This window comes from Nocardia sp. NPDC046473, assembly GCF_040645995.1.
In the GTDB taxonomy this organism is placed as follows: domain Bacteria; phylum Actinomycetota; class Actinomycetes; order Mycobacteriales; family Mycobacteriaceae; genus Nocardia.
The window spans coordinates 293,685-317,689 of record NZ_JBEYZJ010000009.1 but is presented as its reverse complement, the minus strand read 5'-3'; the positions used below and the strand labels follow the sequence as shown (position 1 = coordinate 317,689).

Sequence of the window (24,005 nt, the reverse complement as noted above, 5' to 3'; positions counted from 1 at the left end):
AACATGTCTGATGCCAACACCCTTCGCCCGCTGCGAGCGAGCAGCGTCACCGCGTGGGACCACCGGGCCGACGTCGTCGTCGCCGGTTACGGCATCGCCGGGGTGTGCGCCGCGATCGAGGCGGCCCGGGCGGGCGCCGACGTGCTGATCCTGGAACGCACCGGCGGCTGGGGCGGCGCGGCCGCGATGGCCGGCGGCTTCATCTACCTCGGCGGCGGCACCCCGCTGCAACAGGCGCTCGGCTTCGAGGACACGCCGGAGAACATGGAGACCTTCCTGCTGGCCGCGCTCGGCCCAGGCGTGGACAAGGCCAAGATCGCCGACTACACGCGCGGCAGCGTCGAGCACTACAACTGGCTCGTCGCCAACGGTGTGCCGTTCCGCGAAGCCTTCTGGGGCGAGCCGGGCTGGGAGCCGCCGCACGACGAGGGGCTGATGTACTCCGGCGGCGAGAACGCCGCACCGTTCAACGCGATCGCGAAACCGGCGCCGCGCGGCCATGTTCCGCAGATGGCGGACAAGAAGATCGGCCGCAAGAGCGGCGGCTACATGCTGATGAAGCCCCTGGCGGAGACCGCCGAATCCCTCGGTGTCCGAGTCGAATACGATCTGCGGCTCGGCCGGCTGGTAGTGGACGACGACGATCGCGTCGTCGGCGTGATCGCCAAGCGCTACGGCAAGGAGGTGGCGATCCGCGCCGAGCGCGGAATCGTCTTGGCAACCGGCAGTTTCGCCTATCACCCGCAGATGATCGAAGGCTACGCACCGCGCCTGATCGGCAGGCCCGCCGCCGCGATCGAGGAACACGACGGCATCGGCATCCGGGTCGCGCAAGCCCTCGGCGCGGAACTGGCGCACATGGACGCGACGGAGGTGGCGTTCTTCGGCGACCCGCAGCTGATGGCGCGCGGCATCCTGGTCAACGGGCGCGGCCAGCGGTTCATCGCCGAGGACACCTACCCGGGCCGCATCGGCCAGGCAACACTCATCCAACAGGAGAACCAGGCGTTCCTCGTCATCGACGAGGCGTCCTACGAAGCCGGACTCGCCACCGAAACCTCCACCCCGTTCTTCCGGCAGCCGCCCACCTGGGCCGCCGAAACGGTGGCGGAACTCGAGAGCGACATGGGCCTGCCCACGCTGGCACTGCAGACCACCGTCGACTGCTACAACCTGCACGCCGCCGACCGCAAGGATCCACTGCTGGGCAAGAAGCCGGAATGGGTACGGCCACTGCAAGGTTCGCTGGCCGCGTTCGACATGCGCGGATTCACCGCGGGTTTCACGCTCGGCGGGCTACGCACCGACCTGGATTCCCGGGTGCTGCACGTCTCCGGCGAGCCGATCCCGGGACTGTTCGCCGCCGGGCGCTGCACCTCCGGGCTGTGCGCGGGCGGGTACGTGAGCGGAGCTTCCCTGGGCGACGGCAGTTTCTATGGCCGGCGGGCGGGCATTGCCGCCGCGAAGAACTGAACAGTCACCAGTAGTATCCAGACACATGTCCGAACCCGATTCCGTCATTCTCGAGGCGACCCGCCGCAGGCTGTCCGGGAAGCAGGCCGACACCGTCGACAAGCTCACCAAGTCGGCGGTGGAAGTGCTTGCCCGCGAAGGGTTCGCGGGGCTGACCATCCGGATGGTCGCCGCCGCGGCGGGAGTCGGCGCGGCCACCGCGTATACCTATTTCTCCTCGAAGGAGCACCTGGTCGCCGAGATCTTCTGGCGGCGTTTGATTTCCGCGCCGTCACCGGTCAGCGAGGACGCCGACCCGACCGTCCGGGTGGTCGCCGAATTGCGGAACATCGCGATGCTCGTCGCCGACGAACAGGAACTGTCCGGCGCGGTGACCAGCGCGCTGCTCGGTCGCGATCCCGACGTGGTGCACCTGCGCGGCCGCATCGGGGCCGAGATCCGCAAGCGCCTCATCCGAGCGCTCGGCGAGGACTCGGATCCGGATGTCGTCGAATCACTGGAGTTGCTGTACGCGGGCGCCCTCGTGCGAGCGGGCATGGGCTACGCGTCCTATTCGGAGATCGCCGACCGCATCGAGAAGTCCGCGCTGCTCATCCTGAAATAGCGCTACCCATTCGACGTACGCTGGACGGGTGCAAGCGCGCGAGGGTGTCATCGTGGGGTACCTCGTCCGTCGCGCGGTGACCTACATCGACAGCCATCTCGACCAGGACCTGTCCCCGAGTGCCCTGGCGGCCGAGATCGGTGTCAGCGAACGCCATCTCACCCGCTTGTTCGTCACCGAGCTCGGCCATACACCGGGCCGCTTCGTCCGCCGCTCCCGTACCGAGGCGGCGGCGCAACTGCTGGCGAGCACTCGGCTGCCGATCGCGAGCATCGCGACCCGCTGCGGCTTCGGCTCGGCCGAAACCCTGCGGCAGGCCTTCGTCGACCGTTACGGCACCTCGCCGTCGCGCTTCCGGCTCGCGTACGCCGATCAGGACTCGGCGGGTACCGGCAACTCGGTGAAGCCGAACGCGACGAGCTGACGCACCGGGTCGTGGTAGCTGACCCATTCGGCGACCTTGCCGTCGCGGAACCGGAAGATATTGAGATAGTCGTTGCGGTACGGCCTGCCGGTATCCCGAACGACCATGTCGCCCTTGGTCTCGACCACAAAGCTGTCCGGATTCAGCATGGGCTCGACCTTGACCACCGTTTGCGCGGTGGAGCTGTACCGATCCATCGCCCCGCTCAACTGGCGCAGATTGTCCTTGCCCTCGCCATGATTCGGGAATCCGGGCAGCTGGAACGGGATCGACATCCGAACATCGTCGGTGCACAACTCGTACAGCTTCTCGTACTCCGCCGCCGAGATGAACTCGTAGAACTGTTCGATCGTCGCGATCTTGCGCTGGCGGTCCTCGTTCGACATCGTCATCACAGCCTCTCGATCAAAGGGAACCGAACGGTCTCAACCGAGATTACCAAGCGAATACGACCGATCGATCGTCTTGTGACTGTCGTCACCGATCTCGCCACCCTATCGGCCGCAAGCAAGATCAGTAAAGGACGCCATACCCGCCACAGTCGGTGACTTGGGTTCGGTTGCGCCGAAATCGAACCCCGGTCCGCCCCAGCCTCGTATCTTTGCCATAGGCGTCATAGATCGGAGTGGGACAGTGCAACCAGGTGGCCTTACCGCAGACTACGTGATCGTCGGCGCCGGATCCGCGGGCGCGGTGCTGGCCAATCGACTAAGTGCCGATCCGAATACCTCGGTGGTGCTGCTGGAGGCCGGACCCGCGGACAAGAACAAATTCGCGCACATCCCCGCCGGTTTCGCGAAACTCTTTCGCTCCGAAGTGGATTGGGACTATCTGACCGAACCGCAGCCGGAGCTGAAGAACCGGCAGATCTATTGGCCGCGCGGCAAGATGTTCGGCGGCTCGTCCTCGATGAACGCGATGATGTGGGTGCGCGGTTTCCGCGCCGACTACGACGAGTGGGCGTTGCTGGCCGGCCAGGAGTGGGGTTTCGCGGCCGCGGTCGAGCAGTTCCGGCGAATCGAAAGTGTCGAGGACGCACAATATCCGGACGAGGGTGCCAACGGGCCTTTGCACATTTCGCGCCAACGCAGTCCGCGCGCGCTGACCGCCGCATACCTGGCCGCGGTGCGGGAGGCCGGTTTCCAGGTCGAGCCGCCGAATCGCCCGGAGCCGGACGGCTTCAGCGAGACCATGGTCACCCAGCACGGCGGACGGCGGTGGAGCACCGCGGACGGGTACCTGCGGCCCGCGCTGCACCGACCGAACCTGACGATCCGCAGCGAGGCCCTGGCCACGCGCGTGCTGTTCGAGGGAACCCAGACGGTCGGCGTCGAATACCACCAGGGCGGCGGACCGCACACGGTCACCGCGCGGCGCGAGGTGGTGCTGTGCGGCGGCGCGATCAACAGCCCGCAATTGCTGATGCTTTCGGGCATCGGCGACCGAGACGAATTGGCGCGCCAAGGTATTCGTGCCCTGCGGCACGCGCCCGAGGTGGGCGCGAACCTGCAGGATCATCTCGTCACCGGCGTCGGCTACAGTGTGGCCGGCGATTCGCTGTTCGCCGCCGAGAAGCCCCGCCAGCTGCTCGACTACCTGGTCCGGCATCGCGGCATGCTCACCTCCAATGTCGGCGAGGCCTACGGATTCGTGCGCAGCAGGCCCGATCTGGACCTGCCCGACCTCGAAATGATCTTCGCCCCGGCCCCGTTCTACTACGAGGGCCTGGTCGATCCGACCGAACACGGCGTCATCCTCGCGACCGTGCTGCTGCGCCCGCACAGCCGCGGGCGCATCACGCTGGCCTCCGCGGACCCGGCCGCCAAGCCGCTGATCGACCCGCGCTACCTGTCCGACAGCGCGGGCATGGACCGCGCCGCCCTGATGTCGGGCCTGCGCACCTGCACCGATATCGCCGCCGCCCCGGCGATGAAAGACGTACTCGGCCCGATCATCTACCCGCCGCAGGCACCGTCACAGTTGGAAGCCACCCTCGAACTCGCCCTCAACGGCTACTCGCACACCCTGTATCACCCGGTCGGCACCTGCCGGATGGGCACCGACGTGGCCAGCGTCGTCACGCCGAAGCTGGAAGTCCGTGGCGTACAGGGCCTGCGAGTGGCCGATGCGTCGGTGATGCCGCTGCTCATCCGCGGCCACACCCACGCGCCCGCCGTCTTCATCGGCGAGCAGGCTGCCCACTTCATCCAGAACGGGTAAGCCCGGTCAGGACGCGACGAACAAGGCCAGCGATGCGGCGGCCAGCCCCAGATAGGGCATGGGATAACCGAGATCGCGGTAGCCACCGGCTCGGATAATGGTGATGATCGCGCCGAGGAAGTACAGGACGAGGCAGATCGCGGCGGCCAGGCCCAGCGGTGGAATGGCCAAGCCGACCAGTAGGCCGAGGGCTCCGGCGGCTTTGATGACGGCCAGCGGGTACAGCGTCCAGTCCGGTATGCCGTAGCGCCGCATGTTGTCGCGCACCCATTGGGCGCGGAAGACATCGACTCCCGAGGCGATCAGCGCGGCGGCCGCGGCGGCGATGGTGACGATGACGTAAGCGGTGGACATGGGTAGCACCCTCCTGGTTCGTTGCGTGGCCGGTCTGCGATCGTGAGGTGGCGGGCACCCGGTCGACCGGCGCTGTGGTATCCGCCGACTGTGTGACGGATGGCGGAACGAAAAGGTGACCGATGCGGGCCCAGGACATGCTGGCGCAGCGATTCGAGACGCATCGCGGCCACTTGCGGGCGGTCGCGTACCGGATGCTCGGGTCACGGACCGAGGCCGACGACGCCGTGCAGGAGGCCTGGATGCGGCTGGCCCGGCACGACACCGACGACGTCGAGAACCTGGTCGGCTGGTTGACCACGGTGGTGTCGCGGATCTGCCTCGACATGCTGCGGACTCGGGCGACGCGGCGCGAGGAGCCCATCGATCTACTCGCCGAACTCGGCGACTCCGCCTACGACAGCGACCCGGAACACGAAGCGGTGCTGATCGATTCGGTCGGCCGGGCCCTGCTGGTGGTGCTGGACAGGCTCGGCCCCGACGAGCGGGTGGCGTTCGTGCTGCACGATCTGTTCGCGGTGCCGTTCGATCAGATCGCGCCGATCGTCGGGCGGACCACGGCGACTACGAAGAAGCTCGCCAGCCGCGCACGACAGCGCGCACAGGGAGAAACAACAACCACGGCAACCGAACTCGCCGCCCAACGGCAGGTCGTGGCCGCCTTCCTGGCTGCGGCCCGCGGCGGCGACCTCGACGCCCTGCTGGCCGTGCTCGCCCCCGACGTGATCCGGGTCGCCGACCCGGCCGCGCTGCCCGCCGGAATGTCGGCGGTGGTGCGCGGCGCTCAGTCGGTGGCGAAGGAAACGGTACTGCTGCAAAGTCGTTCACGGGTGGCGACATTGGCGCTGGTGAACGGCGCGGTCGGCATCTTGGTCGCGCCGCGCGGCAAACTCCTACTCGCCCTCACGGTTACGGTGCGCGACGCTCGGGTCGCGGGCTACGAGGTGATCGCCGACCCGGCCCGCCTGCGCGAACTCGACCTCGCGGTGCTGCCGCAATAAACCTGGGCCACAACGTAAACCGTGCCCACACACCGGACGTGTGTGGGCACGAGCAGTTCGGCCGGTACTACCGCGCAGGAACCCGGGCGAACCCCACCGGCGGAGTCGGATCGGGCCCGGTCCGCACGACGGGGCGAAAGTCGGGCAACGCGGGCAGCACGTCGACATTGTGCGCGGCGTAGCAGCGGACCTTGGGCAACGCGCGCAACACCTCGCCGCGTTCGACCGGTTCGTCATCGATGAATCCGATGGTGTCCAGCGTCAGCCCCAACGTGGTACCGATCCGGCTGATCGCCGAAGACTTCGGGCCCCAGCCGATTTCGAGGGCGGAGAACATCTCGTAGACGCCGTGCCGGTACAGCTTGTCCATGGTCCACTCGCGATCGCCGCGGCTGGCCACGGCGTGCCAGATGCCGCGCTCGCTGAGCAGCCGTAGCGTGCGCACCGCGGCGGGCCGTAGCGCGCCGCTGATCCGGTCGCTCACCGCGCCGTCCCACAATGTGTTGTCCAGTTCCCAGACAAGACATCTCAGAGCCGGTCTCATGTGTCCTAGCCCCCTATCGCGTCATCTCCGCTTTCCCTGGCGTGCGTGCGCGGCAGACGGGTACAGCACACCCCCTCCGGCACGACACGTGCCCGGCAAGCCCATGGTTCCTGGTACAAGCCCGGCGCGAGCGATCCTACCGCCAGCGCCGGCCGCGATCGCATCAACTGACAGAACCGGCGGTACCGCATTCGGCGGTACCGAGCGCGTGCGAGCGCGAATGCGAGGCCGCATAACCCACTGTGACGCAACACAACCACCAACCGACCAGTCTCTGATGCCCGCTATAGAACCTGGCGAATCGATCCGGAACAGGTATCGAACGATTAGTGTGAATGCGCTGTACAGCTATCTCCGGGGGCGGAAGGAAGTCGTCAATGTCGATCGACAACTCTGCACGGCAAAGCTTGACTCTGGCAGGCAAGCCGATGTCGTCCCCGCTCAAGGACGTTCGCGCACTATCGCGCCAGATGGTCGGCCACTTCGTCGAAAACGTCATCCCCTGCGGCACGTTGCCGGCGGACGCGATCTCCGGGGATGTCACCACCATCACCAGGGTCTGCCTCGAATTCGCGGTCAGCATGCTCGACGGACAGGACATCCCGGGCAAGTTGCAGCGCCTGCAGGACGCCGCGTCGAGCTGGGCCCGCGAGGGCGTGCCGATCGACACCATTCACCACTCCATCCACGAAGGCTTCAAGATGGGGCTGGATCTGGTGGTGTCGGACGCGTCCATCAAGGACTACGACAGCCTGGTCGACGGCGCGAAGATGGTGCTGGAGATGCTGGACATGATCAGTTCGGCCGTCTCGGTGGCCTACATCAGGGAACTGCGCTCGGTGGTCAGCGAGCACCACACCGCCGTGCACACGCTGACCTCGGCGCTGCTCGGCGGGCACAGCACCTCCACCATGGCCCGCGAGTGCGGTATCGCCATCGCGACCTCGTATGCCGTGCTCGCCGTGGCGATTCCGCCGCATCGGGAGGAGCACAATCCGATGCTGGACAGTCAGGTCGTCGCGCGCCGCAAGCTCAGACGGGTGCAGGCCGAACTCGCCACCCGCTGCGGCGAGAGCGCGCTGTCGCTGCTCAGCGTCGACGGCGGCACCGTCCTGATCCCGGCGGCCACTTTCGACAACGCGGGCTACGACGCCATGGTCACCCAGCTGTCGCACGCCGCGCAGGTCGGCATCACCGCGACCATGGTCGAGGCCACCCCCGAACAGATCCCCAATGCCGCCGACCAGGCGCACGAATTGCTCGATATGGTGCAGCGACTGGAAGCAGTGGCCGGGCTGTACCGCTTCGACGAACTCGCGCTCGAGTACCAGCTCACCCGCCCGGGCCCAGGCCGTGAGTTCCTCGGCCAGTTGCTCGATCCGCTCGACGAGCACCCCGAGCTCCTGGAAACCCTGCAGCGCCACATCGCCAACAACCTCAACCGGCAGCGCACCGCGCGAGTCCTGCACGTGCACACCAACACCGTGGACTACCGGCTCAAGCGCATCGGTCAGCTCACCGGCTTCGACCCGTCCCAACCGTCCGGGCTGTGGTATCTGCGATCGGCGTTGGTCGCGCGCAGCTATCGCACGATATGAGCTCACTGCCGAATTCCGCTGCGGCGTAACGCAGCGTGCCGAGCGCGGAGCCCGCGACGACCTCCTTATTGGCCACACCGCGCAGCGCGAGGTCGCGCCCGTCCGCCGCTACGACATGCTCGGCGACCAGCGCATCCACTGAGCCCCGCAGCCAAGGGAGCTGCGCGTCCAGCGCGGCGGCCGATCGCCCGGAGTAGAGCAGGATGTCGACGAAGCCGTCCAGACTCGCGCGCCATTCACCGATACCGTCGAGCAGGGCGCGCAGTGCCGCGGGATGGTCGGTCGGCTCGCCGCCGCAGATGGTGACGCCGTCGAGCCGGTCGGCGGGTAACTCGCGCAGCCAGCCGAGGATCGCGTCGACGCCGCAGCGCGTCGATTCGTCGAATACCCAGGCGTTTTCGGCGAGGCAGTCGCGGCAGAAGATCCGGCAGCCCGGCAGCCAAATCCCCGCCCGAATTCCATAACCGATGTTCGCCGCCGGAAAATGTAAGCGCGACAACAACATCGTGGCGCTGTCCGGATGCCGACTCGAGTGCACGTCCATCTCTCCTGAGTCCTGCCGCTCCGCGGGGAGGTGCGCCCCGTGTCCTCACCTAGTGAGCTTCGTGGCGCCGAGGCCTGCTGTCTGTCCGCCGAACGCACGACACCAGTCCATGATCGGGGATTTCGGTGGCAACCATTCCTCCGTCGGTGAAGTCAAAATGGGTAATTCGAAGAACTTCCGCGAAATAACGTCGGCCGGTTCAGCCGATAACATATTTCGTCTAGAAGTACCTGATTAGACTCAGTGTAGTTTCAGATATTCCGAAGAGTCACGCAACGCCGCCGGATCACACCGCTGATCACCAGTGCCACAACCGGATTCGAGCACGCAACCATAAAACCGACCGGTCGATATCAACTTACACCGTACGAGGTGCAATCCGAGACCACCATTCGATCATCATTCCATCCGGCCGAACCGGTGTGAAATCCGAATAAATGAACGGGCCGACTTGGCACGTTCGTTACCGAGTGATTTAATTCCATTCATGGTGATCCGTCGACTGCTCACTATGGCGGGCGTGGCCGTCACCGATCTACCCGGCCCGTACGCGAAGCCCGGCACGGTGCGCCGGATCGGCATCGTCGAGGACCACCAGGCGGTCGCGGTGGGCCTGGCCGCGATCCTGTCCGACCAGCCGGACCTCACTGTCGTCGCGATCGCACCGACGGTCCCCGAACTGCTCAAGCAGGCAACAAATCTGGACCTGGCCATCCTGGACCTGCGACTGCCCGACGGCTCCAGCCCACGCGAGAACGTCGAAGCGCTGCACAACCTGGGCATCCCCTGCCTCGTCTACACCACCGGCGACTGGCGCGACCTGATCCGTTCGGCCGCCCGGGCCGGCGTGCTCGGCGTCGCGCTGAAGAGCGACCCGGCCGAACGCACCACCGCGATGATCCGCGCGGCCGCCTCCGGTAGGCAGGTCGCGACGATGGCCTGGGCCTCGGCCATCGACAGCGACCCGGCGCTGACCAATATCGACCTGCCGCCCCGGCAGCGAGACGTGTTGGAGCACTATGCGAACGGCGAGACCGCGGCCTCGGTGGCGCACAAGCTCGGACTCTCCGAGCACACCGTCAACGACTACCTGAGCCGCATCCGCCGCAGGTACGCCGAGGCGGGCCGGCCGGTCCGGTCCCGGGTCGACCTCTACCGGGAGGCGAAGCGGGACGGCTTCATCGGCGGCGATCCACGGCCCCGATGATCGAAACGGCCGCGCCACCGCGTAGCGCCGAGTCCCGCCTCGTCCGCGGCGCAGGCCTGTTCGTCGGATCGGGCGGCCTGTTCTACGCGGCCCTCACCGTGCCGACCGCACTGTCCCAGTCGTCGTTGGCGGCGTCGTGGTGGACTCCGTTGGCGCTCACCGTGATCTACGCGCCCACCGTGCTCATCGCCGCCGCCGCGCTGCGCTGGCGCTTCGACCTCACCCGATACGCGGTACTGGCTTTCGCGTTCGGCTATCTGTTCGCCGCGGCCAGCTGGCTGGTCGTGCGGGCCGATGCCGTGGTACCGCCCGAACAATCGTTGTGGATCACCTGGATTCCCGGACTGCCCGCGGTGGCGCTCTGCATCTTCTGGCGCCGCATACCATTCGCCTATCTCGTCGCCGCCGCCGCGCTCGCGCAGATCGACGCGGCGTACGCCCGCGGACCGGACGCGCACAACCCGGTGGTGCCCGATTTCCTGTTCGCCGTTGCCTATTCGGCCCTGCCCTGTGCGGCGTGCGTCGTGTTGGTGCGGGTAGGGCGGGTGCTGGATCAGACCTCGCACGAGGTGCGCGCGAAGGCCACCGCCACCGCCGCCGCCGAGGCGCGCCGGTTCGAGCGCAGGCGCTTCGACGCCCTCGCGCACGACTGGGTCATCGCGACGCTGCTCGAGGCCTCGCGCGCGCCCAACTCCGCCGTGCTCACCCACCACGCCGATGTGACGCTGCGCGACCTCGAACGGCTGAGTTCCGGTATGCCCCTGCGGGACACCCTCGACATCGGTCAGGTGGTCGCGAGCATCCGGGCGACGGCGGCCGAGGTCGACGACTCGGTGCGGGTGCGCACCGATCAGGTCGCCGACAGCGCCCTCGCGGTGCCGAGCGAGGTGGCGACCGCACTGGCCGCCGCGGTCGGCGAGGCGCTGCGGAACTGGCAGCGGCACGCCGGTTCGCCCACGCACGAGGCGGCCTGCGAGGTGGAGGTGCGCGCCGACGCGGACTCGGTACAGATCGATGTCGTCGACGACGGCGTCGGATTCGATCCCGCGAGCGTCCCGCCGGACCGGATCGGCTTGCGCGCCAGCATCATCGACCGGTTGGCCGAGTTGCCGGGCGGCTGGTCGATGATCGAGGCCGCACCGGGCCGCGGCTGCCGGATCAGCACCGGGTGGGCGGCCCGATGATGTCGAATCGAACCGTGCGCGACGATGTGCGCGACATTCTCGGTATGCGGACCCGGGCGGCGTGGCTGGTGTCCGGCCTGTTCGCCGTCGCGATCTCCTCGATGGCGTTCGCCGCCGACGACGGGATCCGCGATATCCGGTTCACCGCGCTCGCTGTGGCGCTCATCCTCGGCGCCGGAGCCGCGATGCTGCTCGCGCCGGGCGATCCGCTGCCAGCCCGGTTCGCCGTGCCCGCCGCGGCGGCGGCCCCGCTCGCCGCCGCGCTGGCCATCTGGCAGCTGCCGGTGCCGATGGCCAATTCCACCCAGATCTGGTTCCTCGGTGCGGGATCGGCGTATCTGAACTTCCTGTGCGTGCGCGGCGCACCGCTGTTGGCGTGGGCGGGCGTGCTCGGACAGATCGCCGTCAGCGCATCGTGGACGACACATACCGGTCAGGGCTGGCTCACCGGAGTCGGCTTCTCGTTCATCAACCTGACCCCGCTGCTCATGGCGACATTCTTCGCCAGGGTGGTCCGCCCGCTGGCCCATTCGATTCTCGCGCTGCGCCAACAAGATACCGAGCGGGCCGCGGCCGAGGCCGCCGCGCAGGCCGCTCAGCAGGAACGCGACGAACGGGTCGCCCGGCTCGACGCCGTCGCGCGGCCGCTGCTCGAGATCATCGCCTCCGGCCGGCCGCTCACCGCGCAGGAGCAGGCCGAGTGCCGACTCGTCGAGGCCGAGTTGCGCGACGACATACTGGGCGGTTTGATGATCGATGCGTCGGTCGGCGCCGCGGCACGCTATGCGCGCCAACGCGGGGTAACCGTCGTACTCGATGACGGCGGCGGCCTCGACGAGGTCGACACCGAGCGTCGCCAGCAGGTACGCACCGTCTTGCGCGACGCGCTCGACTACGCCGACGGCGGCACCGTCACCGCCCGGATCCTGCCGCCGGGACGCAGCACCTTGGCCTCAATCCTGTTGCGCGACAACGGCGAACTGCGGATCGAGGTCGAGGCGACCGGCGTGGTCCGGTCCGACCTGGACGGTCGGCAACTTGTTCGCGAAGCGAAGCAAGACCCCAGACCTACGGGCTGAGAGCTGGGGAATTCACAGGAATGAAATCCGGTCATATATTCAGTGGGCACATCGGTTATTGGTCTGCAACCTTCGGGGAGGTGCGGCACCGGAGCCGACTGACACTGCATGAAGCGGGAAAAAACTGATGACTGCGATCGTTCCGGATCCCCGACCACAACCACACCCGACCCCGTCGTGGCGCGACCCGCACCTGTCGGCGCGCGAGCTCGAAGTACTTGTCGCCTGGGTCAAATGCGATTCGAAAACCCAGGTCGGCATGCAGCTGTACCTGTCGATCGGCACCGTGAACACCCACATCACCCGCATCCGCGCCAAATACGCGGCAGTCGACCGGGCCGCCAACACCAAGGCTGCGCTGGTGGCCCGTGCCCTGCAGGACGGCGTGATCGCATTGGACGAGTTGTAGTCGCATCGCCACCGTCCTTCTCTCGCTTCGACGCTAACATCGCGATAGTCGACACGACATCATTCGAACGACCGATGTGAATCGAGCGTGCCCACCGCCGACGGCAGTAGTGTCGGACATTTGACCGACAGACAAAGATGCGAAATCGTGACATCGTCAGATTTCGCGGACGAAACCGACCACAGCACTAGGCAAGCACCCCCTGCCGTCGTGCAGATCAGTTGCGCCCACGAGTTTCTCGGGCATTGCTTGTTCTGAACTCGGTCGCCGGTACGACAACGTCGCGGCCGCACGCGGAAGGTGTGGGCACGGATCGTGAACCGTCGATATGCCTATGAGGTGAGCGTCCCGACGCCGGCGCTGGACGACCTCATCCTGGCGGTCCACGAGGCCGCGGGCCAGTCGGGCGATCGGTCGCCGCGCCGGTGGCGGTTCGGCAATGTCGTCGGCATCAGCGCACCACGGGTGCGCGATCTGGCCCTGGCCACCGTGCACACCAAGCACATCGTCGAACGCCGCGCCATCGCCGCGATCACCGTCACGCTGCACCACAGCGTCGCCGTCGACGTGATCTTCGCACTGGACGCCACCGTGGCCTGCGCCCAGTTCCACTGCGCGACAACGAAGTCCGAAATTGCCCTGGCCCAGGAGACGTCCTGGGCCGAGTACCTCGTCACCAAGACGTCGGAGGCTCTCACCGCGACCGGCATCACGACCAGCGTGTTGTGCGGTTGCGCGAGCCCCACCGAGTGAACCGTTGTTACAGGTGCCCGCCGCCACCGATCAGCCACGGGTTGAAGGTGCAGGCGAGGTTCGGGTGGCCCGCGGGGTCGAGGGCGCGCAGCGCGATGGAGAGGGCGCGCGGGGAGTACATCAGGGTTTGGTGGTCGGAGAGGTCCAGTTCGCAGCCGTCTTGGAGGGTGATGTTCTGGACCGACGCGCCTCGTCCTTGCCGGAGGAAGGTCAGGTTGTAGGGCGTCATGATCTCGTCGTAGCGGGTGCCGACGACCGTGTAGTCGATGCCGGGGATGGTGTCGCCGTTGGCGTTCAGCCGGTTGACGAAGTCCGAGCCGACGGTCTGTTCGGCCACGGCGTGCCCGACGACGATCGAGCTGGCGCCGACCACGTCGACGCCGACGTTGTTGATGGCCCGGCCCAGCGCGGCGATACCGTCGATGGTGGAACCGTGATGCGTCGCACCGAAGGTGATCAGGTGCTGCACCTTGTCGGCGCCGCCCTCGAATTTGGTGTACCAGTTCGCCATCGCGCCGCCCTGCGAGTAGCCGATGATGTCCACGGCGGGCGCGCCGGTGGCCGCGAGCACCCGGTCGACGAAGGTGCCGAGCTGCTTGGCCGAGTCCTCGATATTGCCGGTGCCCATCACGCCGGGCAGCACCGGTGGGAGTCCGCCGCCTTGCGCGGGGTTGGATCGGCCGTAGTTGAAGGCGAAGGTGCAGAAACCGGCGTCCTTGATCGGCTGGCTCATGAACGCGAAGCTGTTGTAGGCGTTCATCCAGGTGCCGTGCAGCAGCACTACCGGGCGCGGATGCTCGGCGGTCGGCTTGCAGTTCCAGTCGTTGGCGCCGGGCGGCGCGGCATCCGGGTTCAGTAGGCCGTAGCCGAAGGCAGCCAGCCACGCGGGCAGCACCGGACCGGAACCCACTGTGTCACTGGCGAATCCACCGGACAGCCCGGCACTGAAGCCGTAGTCGGCAACCGCGGCGCCGCGCCCGATGCGGTCGGCGATGAGCTGTTCGATCGACTCGCCCGGCGCGGCGCTCGCGCCCGTACCGGCGACGCCGAGGACGAGCGCGGCGACGCCGACCAGCACAGCCACGATCGACGATCGGCTGGAGTTCGTTCGTTTCATCGATAGGCCTTCCTGCGTCGTGCGCAGCGTTCGGGATACACGGAAACGGCACAGACCTACAGGCAAACAGCGAATCATGGAGCGGATATAACCACGTGACCAAAGGCACGTAAATTTCATCCAGATTCGGTAAACCTCTTACAGATTCGATGAAAAGCACAGTGCCCACCGGGCGGCGCGTGCGGTCGCCGCTCGGTGGGCACGTTCGCCACGGCTCGGACAATATGCGACAGAACAAGGGGCGGGGTTGAGGTTCCCGTTCTGGGCACACCGGTCGCGCGGCGGTGGCGCATCTACCGAAACAGGCTTGGAGAGTTAGGGTTTCGCCTGTTTCTCGAGATGCACGTTCTCTTCGGGTGCTACAGCCCGCCGCCGCCGCCGATCACCCATGGGTTGAAGGTGCACTCCAGGCCGGGGTGGCCGGCCGGGTCCAAGGCACGCAAGGCAATGGACAGAGCCCGAGGCGAGTACATCATGGTCAAATGGTCCGAAACGTCTTGTTCGCAGCCGTCCTGCAGGGTGATGTTCCGCACCGACGCGCCCGGTCCCGGTTTCAGGAAAGTCAAGTCGTAGGGATTGGTGACTTCGTCGTAGCGGGTGCCGACAATCGTGTAATCGACGCCGGGAACGGTGTCGCCGTTGGCATTCAACTTGTTGACGAAATCGGAGCCGATGGTCTGCTGAATGCCGGCGTGGCCGACGAAGATCTCGATGAAGCCGAGGATGTCGATGCCGAAGTTGTTGATCGCCCGGCCCAGCGCGCCGATGCCGTCCAGTGACGTGCCGTGATTCGTGGCGCCGAAGGTGATCAGGTTCTTCACCTTGTCCGCGCCGCCGTTGAACTTGGTATACCAGTTCGCCATCGCGCCACCCTGCGAGTGCGCCACGATGTCGACCTCCGGTGACCCGGTGGCGGCGAGCACCCGGTCGACGAAGGTGGCCAGCTGCGCGGCGGAGTCCTGGATGTAGCCGGTGCCCATCACGCCGGGCAGCACCGAGCCGAGTCCGCCGCCCTGGATCACGTTGGATCGGCCGTAGTTGAAGGTGAAGGTGCAGTAGCCCGCATCCTTGATCGGCTGGCCCATGTACGCGTAGCCGTTGTAGGCGTTCATCCAGGTGCCGTGCAGCAGCACCACCGGGCGCGGGTGCGCGGCGGTCGGCTTGCAGTTCCAGTCGTTGGCACCGGGCGGCGCGACATCCGGATTCAGCAGGCCGTAGCCGAAGGCGGCCAGCCAGGAGGTCATCGGCGGGCCGTAACCGACCGTGTCGCTGGCATATCCGCCGGACAGACCAGAGCTGCTACCGGAACCGCCGTAGCAGTTGCCGGAGCCGTTGCCCGAGCCGGCGCCGCTGCCGGAGTTGCAGGCGGAACCGGACGCGCTGCCGGAATCGGCGACCGGCGCCGCCGTGCGGCCCGCGGCGATGTAGTCGGCCAGTGACTGCTCGGTCGGCGCGGGGTCGGCGTTCGCGCCTGGCCCGGCGACGCACATGACCAGCACCGAGACGCCCAGCAGCACCGCCGCCGCGAGCGACGATCGGCCGGAGGTACTTCGTTTCATTGCATGCCTTCCTACGTCGAGCACAGAATTCGAGTGACAGTGCCGAGGAATGCCGGTAACCGGCACTGAAACTGCGCCAACGCTAAAACCGTGCGGCTCGGCAACCGCTCGGTCGACGCGGTTTCTGGACAGCTCACCAAAGCCGCTGTCGCCGTTAGTTAAACGGCACAGTCCAGCCCCGAGATACAAGTCGGTGAGGAATAGTCACAGTGCGATCGCCGTCGGGCTCGGTTTGCGAAAGGAGCGATTATGCGTGACATTTCGGTGACTACGTCCGATCAGGTGAGGGCACTGACCGGCGGTCGGTATCGTTCTACGACGCCCTACACGGTAGGTCGGGAGAAGATTCGCGAATTCGCCCGCGCCGTCCAGGATTATCACCCGGCGCATTGGAGCGAGGACGCGGCCGCCGATCTCGGTTTCACCGGGCTGCTCGCACCGGCCACCTTCTCCTCGATCATCCTGAACCACGTGCAGCGCGAAATTCTGGACACCGTACTCACCGGCTATCGATCGACCCGGATTCTGCACGCCGACCAAGTGCTCGACATCAATCGGCCATTGGTTGCCGACGACACACTGACCTGCGATATCTATTTCGAATCCGTCCGTCATTTCGCCGATTACGACGTGCTCGCGATCAAGAGCGTGCTCATCGATCAGCACGGCGAGACGGTCCAGACCGGCTCGACCGCCCTGCTCGCGAGGACCGGCCGCGCCCATCCGCAGCTGGCCGAGACCGTCGCGCTCCCGGGCTACTCCCCCGCCCTGCCACGACCGGCGCTACCGCTCGCGGACCCGGTTGCCCCGTCCGGTGGGAGCCGGACACCTTGCACCACTGTCGCTTTCGACTCGCTTGCGGTCGGCGCCGCGCTGCCGATTCGCACCGTGCGACTGTCCCACGATGACCTGGTGAACTACGCCGCAGTGGTGGGAGACACCGATTCGATCATGCGCACCTCCGCTGGCGCGATGACCGGATTGCCGTCGGCAGTCGCGCCCGGAATGCTGAAACTCGGTATGGCGGCGGCATTTCTGAGTTCCCGGCTCGGCGATCCAGCCGCGGTCACCAGGTTTCGCGCCCAGTTCGCGCATTACACCCACTACCTGCGCATCCCGCCACATGCCGCGAGTGCGATCGAGTTCAACGGCCACATCACCTCACTCGATCCGCGCCGTCGCCGCGCAACCATCGCGATCGACGCACGCTCAGCGGGCCGCAGACTCTTCGGCTACGCCGCAGCGGAAGTCCGCTTCCCCCTTGCCGATTGACCTATCGCGGGCCGACGACTGAACGACTCGCACCCGCAGAGCCGAGCAGCCCGGTCAACCGCGCCAGCCGACGATGCGATTCCAGTCGTGCCGCGCGGTCGTAAGTGCTTGTGTGCACCAGGATTTCGTCGGCACCCGTGCTGATCACGAGCCGCTCCAGCTGATCGGCGACCTCGTCCTCGGTCCCGTGCACGTGACCGTGCAACGACTCCTCGAAGATCCGCAGCTCCCGATCGGTCATGGTCAGCGCCTCGATCTCCGCGGGTGGGATCAACGTCGGAAATTCGCCCCTGGTCCGCGAATACGCGTTCGACCACGCCTCCGGCAGCAGCAGTCGGTGCGCTTCCTCGGTGGTATCCGCGATCACCACCGACCCGGACACCATGACATACGGCTCGGCGCCCCACGCCGTGGCGGTGAACTCGGCCCGATAGCGCTCGATCGCCTCGACCATCCGATCCTGCCCGCCCACCGCGGCGATGACCAGCGGCAGCCCGAACCGCGCGGCCCGCTCCGCACCCGAACCGGTGGCCAGTAGAAACGCCGGAACATGCAGCCCCTCGGCGGGCCAGCCGTGCACGCCGTTGCGGCCGTGGTCGAAGTAGTCCAGCACTTCGGTCAGCTGGGCATCGAAGTCTTCGGCGTCGCGCTTGTCGTGCCCGAGCGCGCGTCGCACCCCGTCGGTGAAGCCGACCGACCGGCCCAGACCCATGTCGATCCGCCCCGGATACAGCGATTCCAGCACACCGAACTGCTCGGCCACGATCAGCGGCTGATGGTTCGGCAGCATCACCCCGCCGGTCCCGATTCGAATGCGCTCGGTCGCCGCAGCAGCGGCCGCAGCGAGCACCGTCGGCGCCGACCCCGCCACGCCAGGCACACTGTGATGCTCGGACACCCAGAACCGGTGATAACCCCACTCCTCAGCAAGCCGCGCGAACTCGACCGTCTCGCGCAACGCCGCAGGATGGCTCTGCCCGCGCCGAACACGCGAACGATCCAGGATGGAGAACCGGACAGAGGCAAGTGCCGAGGTCATACCTGTGTCAACGCGGCAAACGGCCGGTGATTCCGCGTTGCGGCCACGGTCACTTCGGTGACGGCAGTTCCAGCGCCTTGGCCAGGACCGACCAGGCCCTTGGCAGCTCTGCCTCGAAGTCGGGCCAGGTGTGCATGCCTGCGGCGTCGTATTCGATGGTGGCGGGGATGTTCAGTTCGGTCAGGCGGCCGGCGAATCGCTCGGTGCAGGAGCGAGCGCCTGCTTCCAGGGCCACGCCGCCGCCGGCCAGTCGCAGCGCCTCGACGACCGACGGCGACTGTGCGATGGCGACGAGGTCGGCGCCGGTCGGAATGCCGGTGGCGGCCGAGAGGTAGATTGCGGTGCCGCGCAAGGCCTCCGCGCCGAGCAGGCTGTCGTGCTCTGCCCATTCCGGGGAAGTCGGTGGGCCCCAGAGGTTTTCGACATTGCCGCCGCGCGAGGCGACGGTGATCGTGGTGACGGCGTGACCGAGCGGGTCCGCGGTGGAATAGCAGCCGCTCATGCCTGCTACCGCGCGATAGCGGCCCGGATGTCGTTGGGCCAGCATCATTGCCGCCTGCGCGCCCATCGAGACCCCGGCGATGGCGCGGCGGCCGCTGGACTTCAGCAGCGATTCCACGATCGGCGGGAGTTCCTCGGTGAGGAAGGTTTCCCACCGGTTGAGGCCGAGGGTGGCGTCGTGGCGGTCCCAGTCGCTGTACATGCTGCCGGTGCCTCCGCTGGTCAGCACCACGTCCACCGGTTTGTCCGCGAAGAACTCCGCCGCGCCACCCTTGCTCAGCCAGCCCGAGGTGGTTTCACCGTCGACACCATCGAGCAGATACAGCGTGGGGCGCGGCCCCGAGCCGATGCCGCGCAGCACGTCGACCTCGATGATCCGTCGCATGGCCGCAGAGGCGATCTGCAGGTGATCGCGGTGCGGGCCCGCGCTCTCGATCGAGATCAGCCCGGTCCTGGTCATCGCCGGGTCGACGGCGGGTGGCGGCCCACTCGGCACGCCCGGTGTGTCCGCCACCGCGGGCACAGCGACGGTCGCGGCGATTACGGTCATCGCCGCCACGGTGATCGGGCTCCGGAGTCTCATCGCGCTGCGGCGGCTCGTTCTGCCTGCCTGGCCGCCATCCGATCCCGTTGCTCCTCGAATCTGGTTGCCTTCTCGGCTAACTCGTCGAGGTAGGCGCTGAGCTCATCGCGGGCACGCTCGCCGTCGCCGGACAAGTCGGTGCGCTCGAACACGTGCCACGCTCGCAGCACCGGCCGGACCACCACGTCGAGGTGCTGGCGTAGGTCGTAGATGCCGTGTTTGGCGAGCACGACCGCGTTGCGGCGGAAGTTCGGCTGGGTGAGCCCCGGCATCTGGAAGCGCGTGACGATGTCGGTGATGGCACGCAGCATCTCGTTCGGCATCAGGTCCAGAGCGGCGGAGCTGAGGTTGCGATAAAAGATCATGTGCAGGTTCTCGTCGGCAGCGATCCGTTGGAGCATACGCTCAGCGACGGGTTCGTCGCACGCGGTTCCGGTGTTCCGATGACTGATTCTGGTAGCCAATTCCTGCAGCGTGACATAACCGACCGAACGCAGAAACTGCGGCCCCGGCACCGGTTTCGCGACACCCGTGGTCATATGCGCCATCCTGGCCTTGTCCAGCAGTACCGGATCGACCGCGCGGGTGACCACCATATAGTCGCGCATGACGATGGCGTGCCGGTTCTCCTCGGCGGTCCAGCGACCGACCCAGGTGCCCCACACGCCGTCCAGGGAGAACGAATCCGAGATCTCCCGGTGATAGGACGGCAGATTGTCCTCGGTGAGCAGGTTCGTCACCATCGCGGTCCTGGCCACCTCGGTCAGCTTCGATTGACCGGGCTCCCAATCTATTCCGTCCATCGCGGCGAAATTGCGACCGTCGTCCCACGGCACATAGTCGTGCGGATTCCAGTCCTTCGCTTTGCGCAGATGATCGTTGAGCAAACGTTCGGCGACGGGTTCGAGTTCACGGAGGATTTCGCGATCGGTCAGCGCAGTGGTCACACGTGCTCCTTATGCTCAGCGCGGCGAATTCGACAGTAGGCCGGAAACGTCGAGCCGAGCGCTCGATTTCGTGATCATTGGTCGAGGTGACCACGGTGATCCCGGCCTGCTGGGCCGGATCACAATCGGTCGCCTCGCGCAGGTCGGCCACTCGGTGCAGCGACGGCCGTCGACCGCCCGCGATTCGATGACATTGCGTCAATGTACGTACCGTTGATCAGCGACTGTGCTTGTCTCACCTCATTTTTCGATCATTCCGACGTTCATGCAGAGCGTTCGATTTCGCGCTCATCGGTCGACGTGACGACCGGAATCCTGACCTGCTGAGACGGGTCACCATCGGTCGCCTCCCGCGGGTCGGCCACCCGGTAGAGACCGGGCGGCCTGCCCGCGGCGCGGATGCGGTCGAGCAGGTCATGGGTGCGGGCGGCGAGTTCCGGAATGCGCGCGGTGGCCCCGGTGGCCAGCACGGCGGTCAGCGGCACCTCGGCGGCCTCGGTCAGCATGGCGAGCACGTCGGCGGTCATCGCGGGTGCGCTGATGCGCACGGGCCGCACATCAGCGGGCACGAGCACGGTGCCGCCCGCCGCGGACAGCAGCGACAACGCGCGGGAGCCGAGCGGATCGGCCAGCGCGGCCTGCACCCGGCGCAGCTTGCGCCGGGCCGCGGCCGCGCCCGCACCCGGCCGTCGCTCGTCGGGATGGGCCGGAATGCTCAGCGCCACCACCTGATACGCCGGTGCCACGGCGATCCCGGTCTCGCTCACCAGTTCGCCGACCGCATGGCCGCCGAGCAGCGCGGACACGAGCGTCTGCGCCGCGGTCTGGTGTTCCCTTGCCACCAGGCGATGTTCGTCGACGTACGCGGTCGACGACGTGACGGTCACCATTTCCAGCAGCCGCAAGATCAGCTGCGCCCCGGCCACCACATCGTCACCTTCGGTATGTGCCGCAACGAATTCCAGGCCGGAACGAATTTCGTCATGATAGGCGGCGAGCACGGTTTCCAGCGACACGCCCTCACGCGCCCAACGCGTTGCGGCACCGGCGATTTCCGGGGGCTCGGCTACTCGGGAACGCTTGCGCGGTGCCAGCAACTCGACGGCCGCCGCAACGCAATCCCTGGTGGTGGTCGCGACATCACCGGGTGGCGCGCTACCCGCCCGTGGCGCCAGGTAGTCGAGAAGCTTCGACGCCAGACTCTCGGAACTCGAACTCATCCGCTTTGCCGTCATGACTGTCAAAGGCTAGCGGCGAATCGTGATCGAATCGGGATACGATCACGAAATCGGGTAAGTCATCAGTGATCACGTCATGAGTTGGGCGAAATCACAAGCCTCGGAGTGCTTTTCGTTACGTCAACCACCCCATACGAGAAATATTTCGGCGATAACGGCCCATACGGCGCAGATTGATTTTCACTTCGGTGCGATCCCCCGACCACCCAAATTATTTGTGACGCAGCGCCGACCGCGCATTCCGGCGCTGCGTCGACGTCACCTTAACGCCACCTGCCCCTCTCGAATAGGCACCTCGGCGATCCTCGGGAGCTGTCCTCGGCGCGTCGCTCGCTGACTGGTAAGTTGCACAGACACGGCTCTCCTTCGTAGGCAGCGCGGACGGTCGCACTGACCACGAACGCCACGGCCAAACCTGTGCGCTCTTCCATGAGATGTGACGAACGACTGTGCAGTAGCTCTCACCACGGATAACATCGAGCGCTGCGCCTCCACGTACGGCGACGCTGCAGAGTTTTCGAAGGGCAATGACACACCACATGAGGGAACGAAGTGACCGAGTCATGTTGCAGCGCGCACCGCGCATGACGGAGCCGAGCGCCAGCGAGGCGCAGTCATGAGTGGTACGCGAGAGAAGCTGGAAGAGCTACGGGGGATCCTGGAGCTTGCCGCGGAACCTGCCGGCGAAGTCGGCATCGCGAAGCGAAAGAAAAAAGGCATCCCGAGCGCGCGGGAACGCGTGCGCGCGCTGCTCGACCCCGGCAGCTTCGTGGAGATCGGCGCGCTGATGCGCCAGTCGGCCCAACCCGGCGCCATGTACGGCGACGGCGTGGTCACCGGCCGCGGCCGCATCGATAACCGGCCCGTCGTGGTGATCGCGCACGACCAGACCGTGCACGGCGGCTCGGTCGGCGAAATGTTCGGCCGCAAGGTCGCCGCCGCCATGGAGTTCGCGTACGAGAATGCCTGCCCGGTGGTGGCGATCAACGACTCCGGCGGTGCCCGCATCCAAGACGCGGTGACGTCGCTGGCCTGGTATGCGCTGATGTGCCGCCGCCAGGGCGACATGTCCGGGTACGTGCCGCAGGTGGCCGTGATGCTCGGCAAGTGCGCGGCCGGTTCGGTGTACGGGCCGGTCAACATGGACGTGCTGGTCGCCACCGACAACTCGTATATGTTCGTCACCGGTCCGGAGGTCACCAGAGAGGTGACCGGCGCGGACGTGAGCGCGGAAGAGCTCGGCGGCGCCGCCGCGCTGACCCGCAACGGCACGGTCCACCATGTCGCGCCCGACGAGCAGGCCGCCTTCGACTGGGTGCGCAACTACCTGAGCTACTTACCGTCCAGCTGCCTGGAGCAGCCGCCGGTGGTGAATCCCGGTCTGGAGCCGGAGCTGACCAGCCATGACCTGGAACTGAATTCGATCATTCCGGATTCGGACAAGGTCGGCTACGACATGCACGAGATCCTGCTCCGGATCTTCGACGACGGTGACTTCCACGAGATGGGCGCGGGCACCGCGCAGAACCTGATCACCGGCTTCGCCAGGGTCGACGGCCGCAGCGTCGGCGTCGTCGCGAATCAGCCGCAGGCGCTCGGCGGCGCGCTCGACGCGCAGGCCTCGGACAAGGCGACGCACTTCATCCGGCTCTGCGACGCCTACGGCCTGCCCCTCATCTTCGTGGTCGATACCCCCGGTGTGCTGCCGGGTATCGAGGAAGAGCGCAACGGCGTCATCAAGCGCGGCGGGCGTTTCTTCCGCGCCGTAATCGAGGCGACCGTGCCGATGGTGACCATCGTGACCCGCAAGGCCTACGGCGGCGGCTACGCGGTGATGGGCTGCAAGCAGCTCGGCGCCGACATCAGCCTGGCCTGGCCGACCGCACGGATCGCGGTGATGGGCGCCGAGAGCATGGTCGGCATCGTCGGCCGCAAGCAGCTCGAGGCCGCCCCGGTCGACCAGCGCGCCGCGGTGCGGCAGCAGATGATCGATTTCTACAACGCCACCATGGCGACGCCGTGGATCGCCGCCGAACGCGGCTACATCGACGCGGTCATCGAACCGGCCCAGACGCGGCTGGAGATCCGCAAGGCGCTGCGGTTGCTGCGCGAGAAGGACACCGCCAAGCCGAATCCACGCAAGCACAGCCTCCTGCCGGTGTAATCGCTCGACCCGGTTGTGCTGGGTCACAACGCAACCGGGGCCCCGATCGTGGTGTGTCCGGTGATCATGTTCTTGCCCAACGGCTTCGGGACGGATGGCTTAACGTCGAGCACGTGCCCGGCCGTCGTTCGCCGCGACCCGGGCCCGCGACGTGCCCGCCGAGCCTGAACCCTACCCTCGCTCGGCGGGCA

The 24,005-nt window shown here is 66.9% G+C and carries 23 protein-coding genes; 13 read left to right on the top strand and 10 right to left on the bottom strand.

The window, feature by feature from the left end; genetic code table 11:
• Nucleotides 1–3 precede the first annotated feature (3 nt).
• The 3 genes from ABZ942_RS31925 to ABZ942_RS31915 are packed head-to-tail and all read left to right on the top strand — an operon-like array spanning nt 4 to nt 2,501.
• The gene (locus ABZ942_RS31925) at nt 4–1,473 is read left to right on the top strand and encodes an FAD-dependent oxidoreductase (protein WP_357388530.1); all 1,470 of its coding nucleotides are present in this window, start codon (nt 4–6) and stop codon (nt 1,471–1,473) included.
• A 25-nt stretch (nt 1,474–1,498) separates the two neighbouring features.
• Nucleotides 1,499–2,077: a TetR family transcriptional regulator gene (locus ABZ942_RS31920; RefSeq protein WP_357388528.1), complete on the top strand. Its 579-nt coding sequence runs from the start codon at nt 1,499–1,501 to the stop codon at nt 2,075–2,077.
• Between the two features lie 28 nt (nt 2,078–2,105).
• Complete coding sequence (locus ABZ942_RS31915) at nt 2,106–2,501, top strand: helix-turn-helix domain-containing protein (RefSeq protein WP_357388526.1); 396 nt, start codon at nt 2,106–2,108, stop codon at nt 2,499–2,501.
• Here ABZ942_RS31915 and ABZ942_RS31910 read toward each other — a convergent pair.
• Nucleotides 2,450–2,893, bottom strand: coding sequence for a nuclear transport factor 2 family protein (locus ABZ942_RS31910; protein ID WP_357388524.1), 444 nt, complete (start codon nt 2,891–2,893; stop codon nt 2,450–2,452). The genes ABZ942_RS31915 and ABZ942_RS31910 overlap by 52 nt on opposite strands.
• Nucleotides 2,894–3,134: 241 nt before the next feature.
• On the opposite strand from ABZ942_RS31910, the gene ABZ942_RS31905 reads away from it, so the two are divergent.
• Nucleotides 3,135–4,721 (top strand): GMC family oxidoreductase N-terminal domain-containing protein, encoded by a 1,587-nt coding sequence (locus ABZ942_RS31905; protein ID WP_357388522.1) that lies wholly within the window; start codon nt 3,135–3,137, stop codon nt 4,719–4,721.
• 6 nt (nt 4,722–4,727) lie between these two features.
• Here ABZ942_RS31905 and ABZ942_RS31900 read toward each other — a convergent pair whose 3' ends face one another.
• Nucleotides 4,728–5,075, bottom strand: coding sequence for a DoxX family protein (locus ABZ942_RS31900; RefSeq protein ID WP_357388520.1), 348 nt, complete (start codon nt 5,073–5,075; stop codon nt 4,728–4,730).
• A gap of 122 nt (nt 5,076–5,197) precedes the next feature.
• On the opposite strand from ABZ942_RS31900, the gene ABZ942_RS31895 reads away from it, so the two are divergent.
• A complete protein-coding gene (locus tag ABZ942_RS31895; protein WP_357388518.1) occupies nt 5,198–6,076 on the top strand; it encodes a sigma-70 family RNA polymerase sigma factor in 879 nt (292 codons plus the stop codon).
• A 67-nt stretch (nt 6,077–6,143) separates the two neighbouring features.
• Here ABZ942_RS31895 and ABZ942_RS31890 read toward each other — a convergent pair whose 3' ends face one another.
• On the bottom strand, nt 6,144–6,620 hold the full coding sequence (locus tag ABZ942_RS31890; protein WP_357388517.1) for an HAD-IIIC family phosphatase: 477 nt from the start codon (nt 6,618–6,620) through the stop codon (nt 6,144–6,146).
• A 377-nt stretch (nt 6,621–6,997) separates the two neighbouring features.
• On the opposite strand from ABZ942_RS31890, the gene ABZ942_RS31885 reads away from it, so the two are divergent.
• On the top strand, nt 6,998–8,218 hold the full coding sequence (locus tag ABZ942_RS31885) for a helix-turn-helix domain-containing protein (protein ID WP_357388515.1): 1,221 nt from the start codon (nt 6,998–7,000) through the stop codon (nt 8,216–8,218).
• On the opposite strand, the gene ABZ942_RS31880 is transcribed toward ABZ942_RS31885, so the two are convergent.
• Nucleotides 8,136–8,762, bottom strand: coding sequence for a 4Fe-4S cluster-binding domain-containing protein (locus tag ABZ942_RS31880; RefSeq protein WP_357388513.1), 627 nt, complete (start codon nt 8,760–8,762; stop codon nt 8,136–8,138). The genes ABZ942_RS31885 and ABZ942_RS31880 overlap by 83 nt on opposite strands.
• Nucleotides 8,763–9,273: 511 nt before the next feature.
• On the opposite strand from ABZ942_RS31880, the gene ABZ942_RS31875 reads away from it, so the two are divergent.
• The 5 genes from ABZ942_RS31875 (at nt 9,274) to ABZ942_RS31855 (ending at nt 13,394) form a co-directional block, all read left to right on the top strand.
• Nucleotides 9,274–9,969: a response regulator transcription factor gene (locus ABZ942_RS31875; protein WP_357389016.1), complete on the top strand. Its 696-nt coding sequence runs from the start codon at nt 9,274–9,276 to the stop codon at nt 9,967–9,969.
• Nucleotides 9,966–11,153 carry an ATP-binding protein gene (locus ABZ942_RS31870; protein WP_357388511.1) on the top strand — a complete coding sequence of 396 codons (1,188 nt, stop codon included), beginning with the start codon at nt 9,966–9,968 and terminating at the stop codon, nt 11,151–11,153. The genes ABZ942_RS31875 and ABZ942_RS31870 overlap by 4 nt, the downstream gene beginning before the upstream one ends.
• A complete protein-coding gene (locus ABZ942_RS31865) occupies nt 11,150–12,232 on the top strand; it encodes a hypothetical protein (RefSeq protein ID WP_357388509.1) in 1,083 nt (360 codons plus the stop codon). Before ABZ942_RS31870 ends, ABZ942_RS31865 begins: the two co-directional genes overlap by 4 nt.
• A 127-nt stretch (nt 12,233–12,359) precedes the next feature.
• On the top strand, nt 12,360–12,641 hold the full coding sequence (locus tag ABZ942_RS31860; RefSeq protein ID WP_357388507.1) for a helix-turn-helix transcriptional regulator: 282 nt from the start codon (nt 12,360–12,362) through the stop codon (nt 12,639–12,641).
• 315 nt (nt 12,642–12,956) lie between these two features.
• A complete protein-coding gene (locus ABZ942_RS31855; protein ID WP_357388505.1) occupies nt 12,957–13,394 on the top strand; it encodes a hypothetical protein in 438 nt (145 codons plus the stop codon).
• Nucleotides 13,395–13,401: 7 nt separating this feature from the next.
• On the opposite strand, the gene ABZ942_RS31850 is transcribed toward ABZ942_RS31855, so the two are convergent.
• Complete coding sequence (locus tag ABZ942_RS31850) at nt 13,402–14,511, bottom strand: alpha/beta fold hydrolase (protein ID WP_357388503.1); 1,110 nt, start codon at nt 14,509–14,511, stop codon at nt 13,402–13,404.
• A 359-nt stretch (nt 14,512–14,870) separates the two neighbouring features.
• Nucleotides 14,871–16,070 carry an alpha/beta fold hydrolase gene (locus ABZ942_RS31845; protein WP_357388501.1) on the bottom strand — a complete coding sequence of 400 codons (1,200 nt, stop codon included), beginning with the start codon at nt 16,068–16,070 and terminating at the stop codon, nt 14,871–14,873.
• A gap of 249 nt (nt 16,071–16,319) precedes the next feature.
• Here ABZ942_RS31845 and ABZ942_RS31840 point away from each other — a divergent pair, with 249 nt between their 5' ends.
• A complete protein-coding gene (locus ABZ942_RS31840) occupies nt 16,320–17,342 on the top strand; it encodes a fused (3R)-hydroxyacyl-ACP dehydratase subunits HadA/HadB (protein ID WP_357388499.1) in 1,023 nt (340 codons plus the stop codon).
• A 1-nt stretch (nt 17,343) separates the two neighbouring features.
• Here ABZ942_RS31840 and ABZ942_RS31835 read toward each other — a convergent pair whose 3' ends face one another.
• The 4 genes from ABZ942_RS31835 to ABZ942_RS31820 all read right to left on the bottom strand — a co-directional run bounded on the left by ABZ942_RS31835 (nt 17,344) and on the right by ABZ942_RS31820 (nt 21,632).
• Nucleotides 17,344–18,381, bottom strand: coding sequence for an LLM class flavin-dependent oxidoreductase (locus ABZ942_RS31835; protein WP_357388497.1), 1,038 nt, complete (start codon nt 18,379–18,381; stop codon nt 17,344–17,346).
• A gap of 49 nt (nt 18,382–18,430) precedes the next feature.
• Entirely contained in the window at nt 18,431–19,432 is a 1,002-nt protein-coding gene (locus tag ABZ942_RS31830) for an alpha/beta hydrolase family protein (RefSeq protein ID WP_357388495.1), read from the bottom strand.
• 29 nt (nt 19,433–19,461) lie between these two features.
• A complete protein-coding gene (locus ABZ942_RS31825) occupies nt 19,462–20,412 on the bottom strand; it encodes an acyl-ACP desaturase (protein WP_357388493.1) in 951 nt (316 codons plus the stop codon).
• A gap of 263 nt (nt 20,413–20,675) precedes the next feature.
• Nucleotides 20,676–21,632, bottom strand: coding sequence for a transcriptional regulator (locus ABZ942_RS31820; protein ID WP_357388491.1), 957 nt, complete (start codon nt 21,630–21,632; stop codon nt 20,676–20,678).
• Between the two features lie 634 nt (nt 21,633–22,266).
• Here ABZ942_RS31820 and ABZ942_RS31815 point away from each other — a divergent pair.
• Nucleotides 22,267–23,814, top strand: a complete 1,548-nt coding sequence (locus ABZ942_RS31815; protein WP_357388489.1) for an acyl-CoA carboxylase subunit beta — start codon at nt 22,267–22,269, stop codon at nt 23,812–23,814.
• The last annotated feature ends 191 nt before the right edge of the window (nt 23,815–24,005 follow it).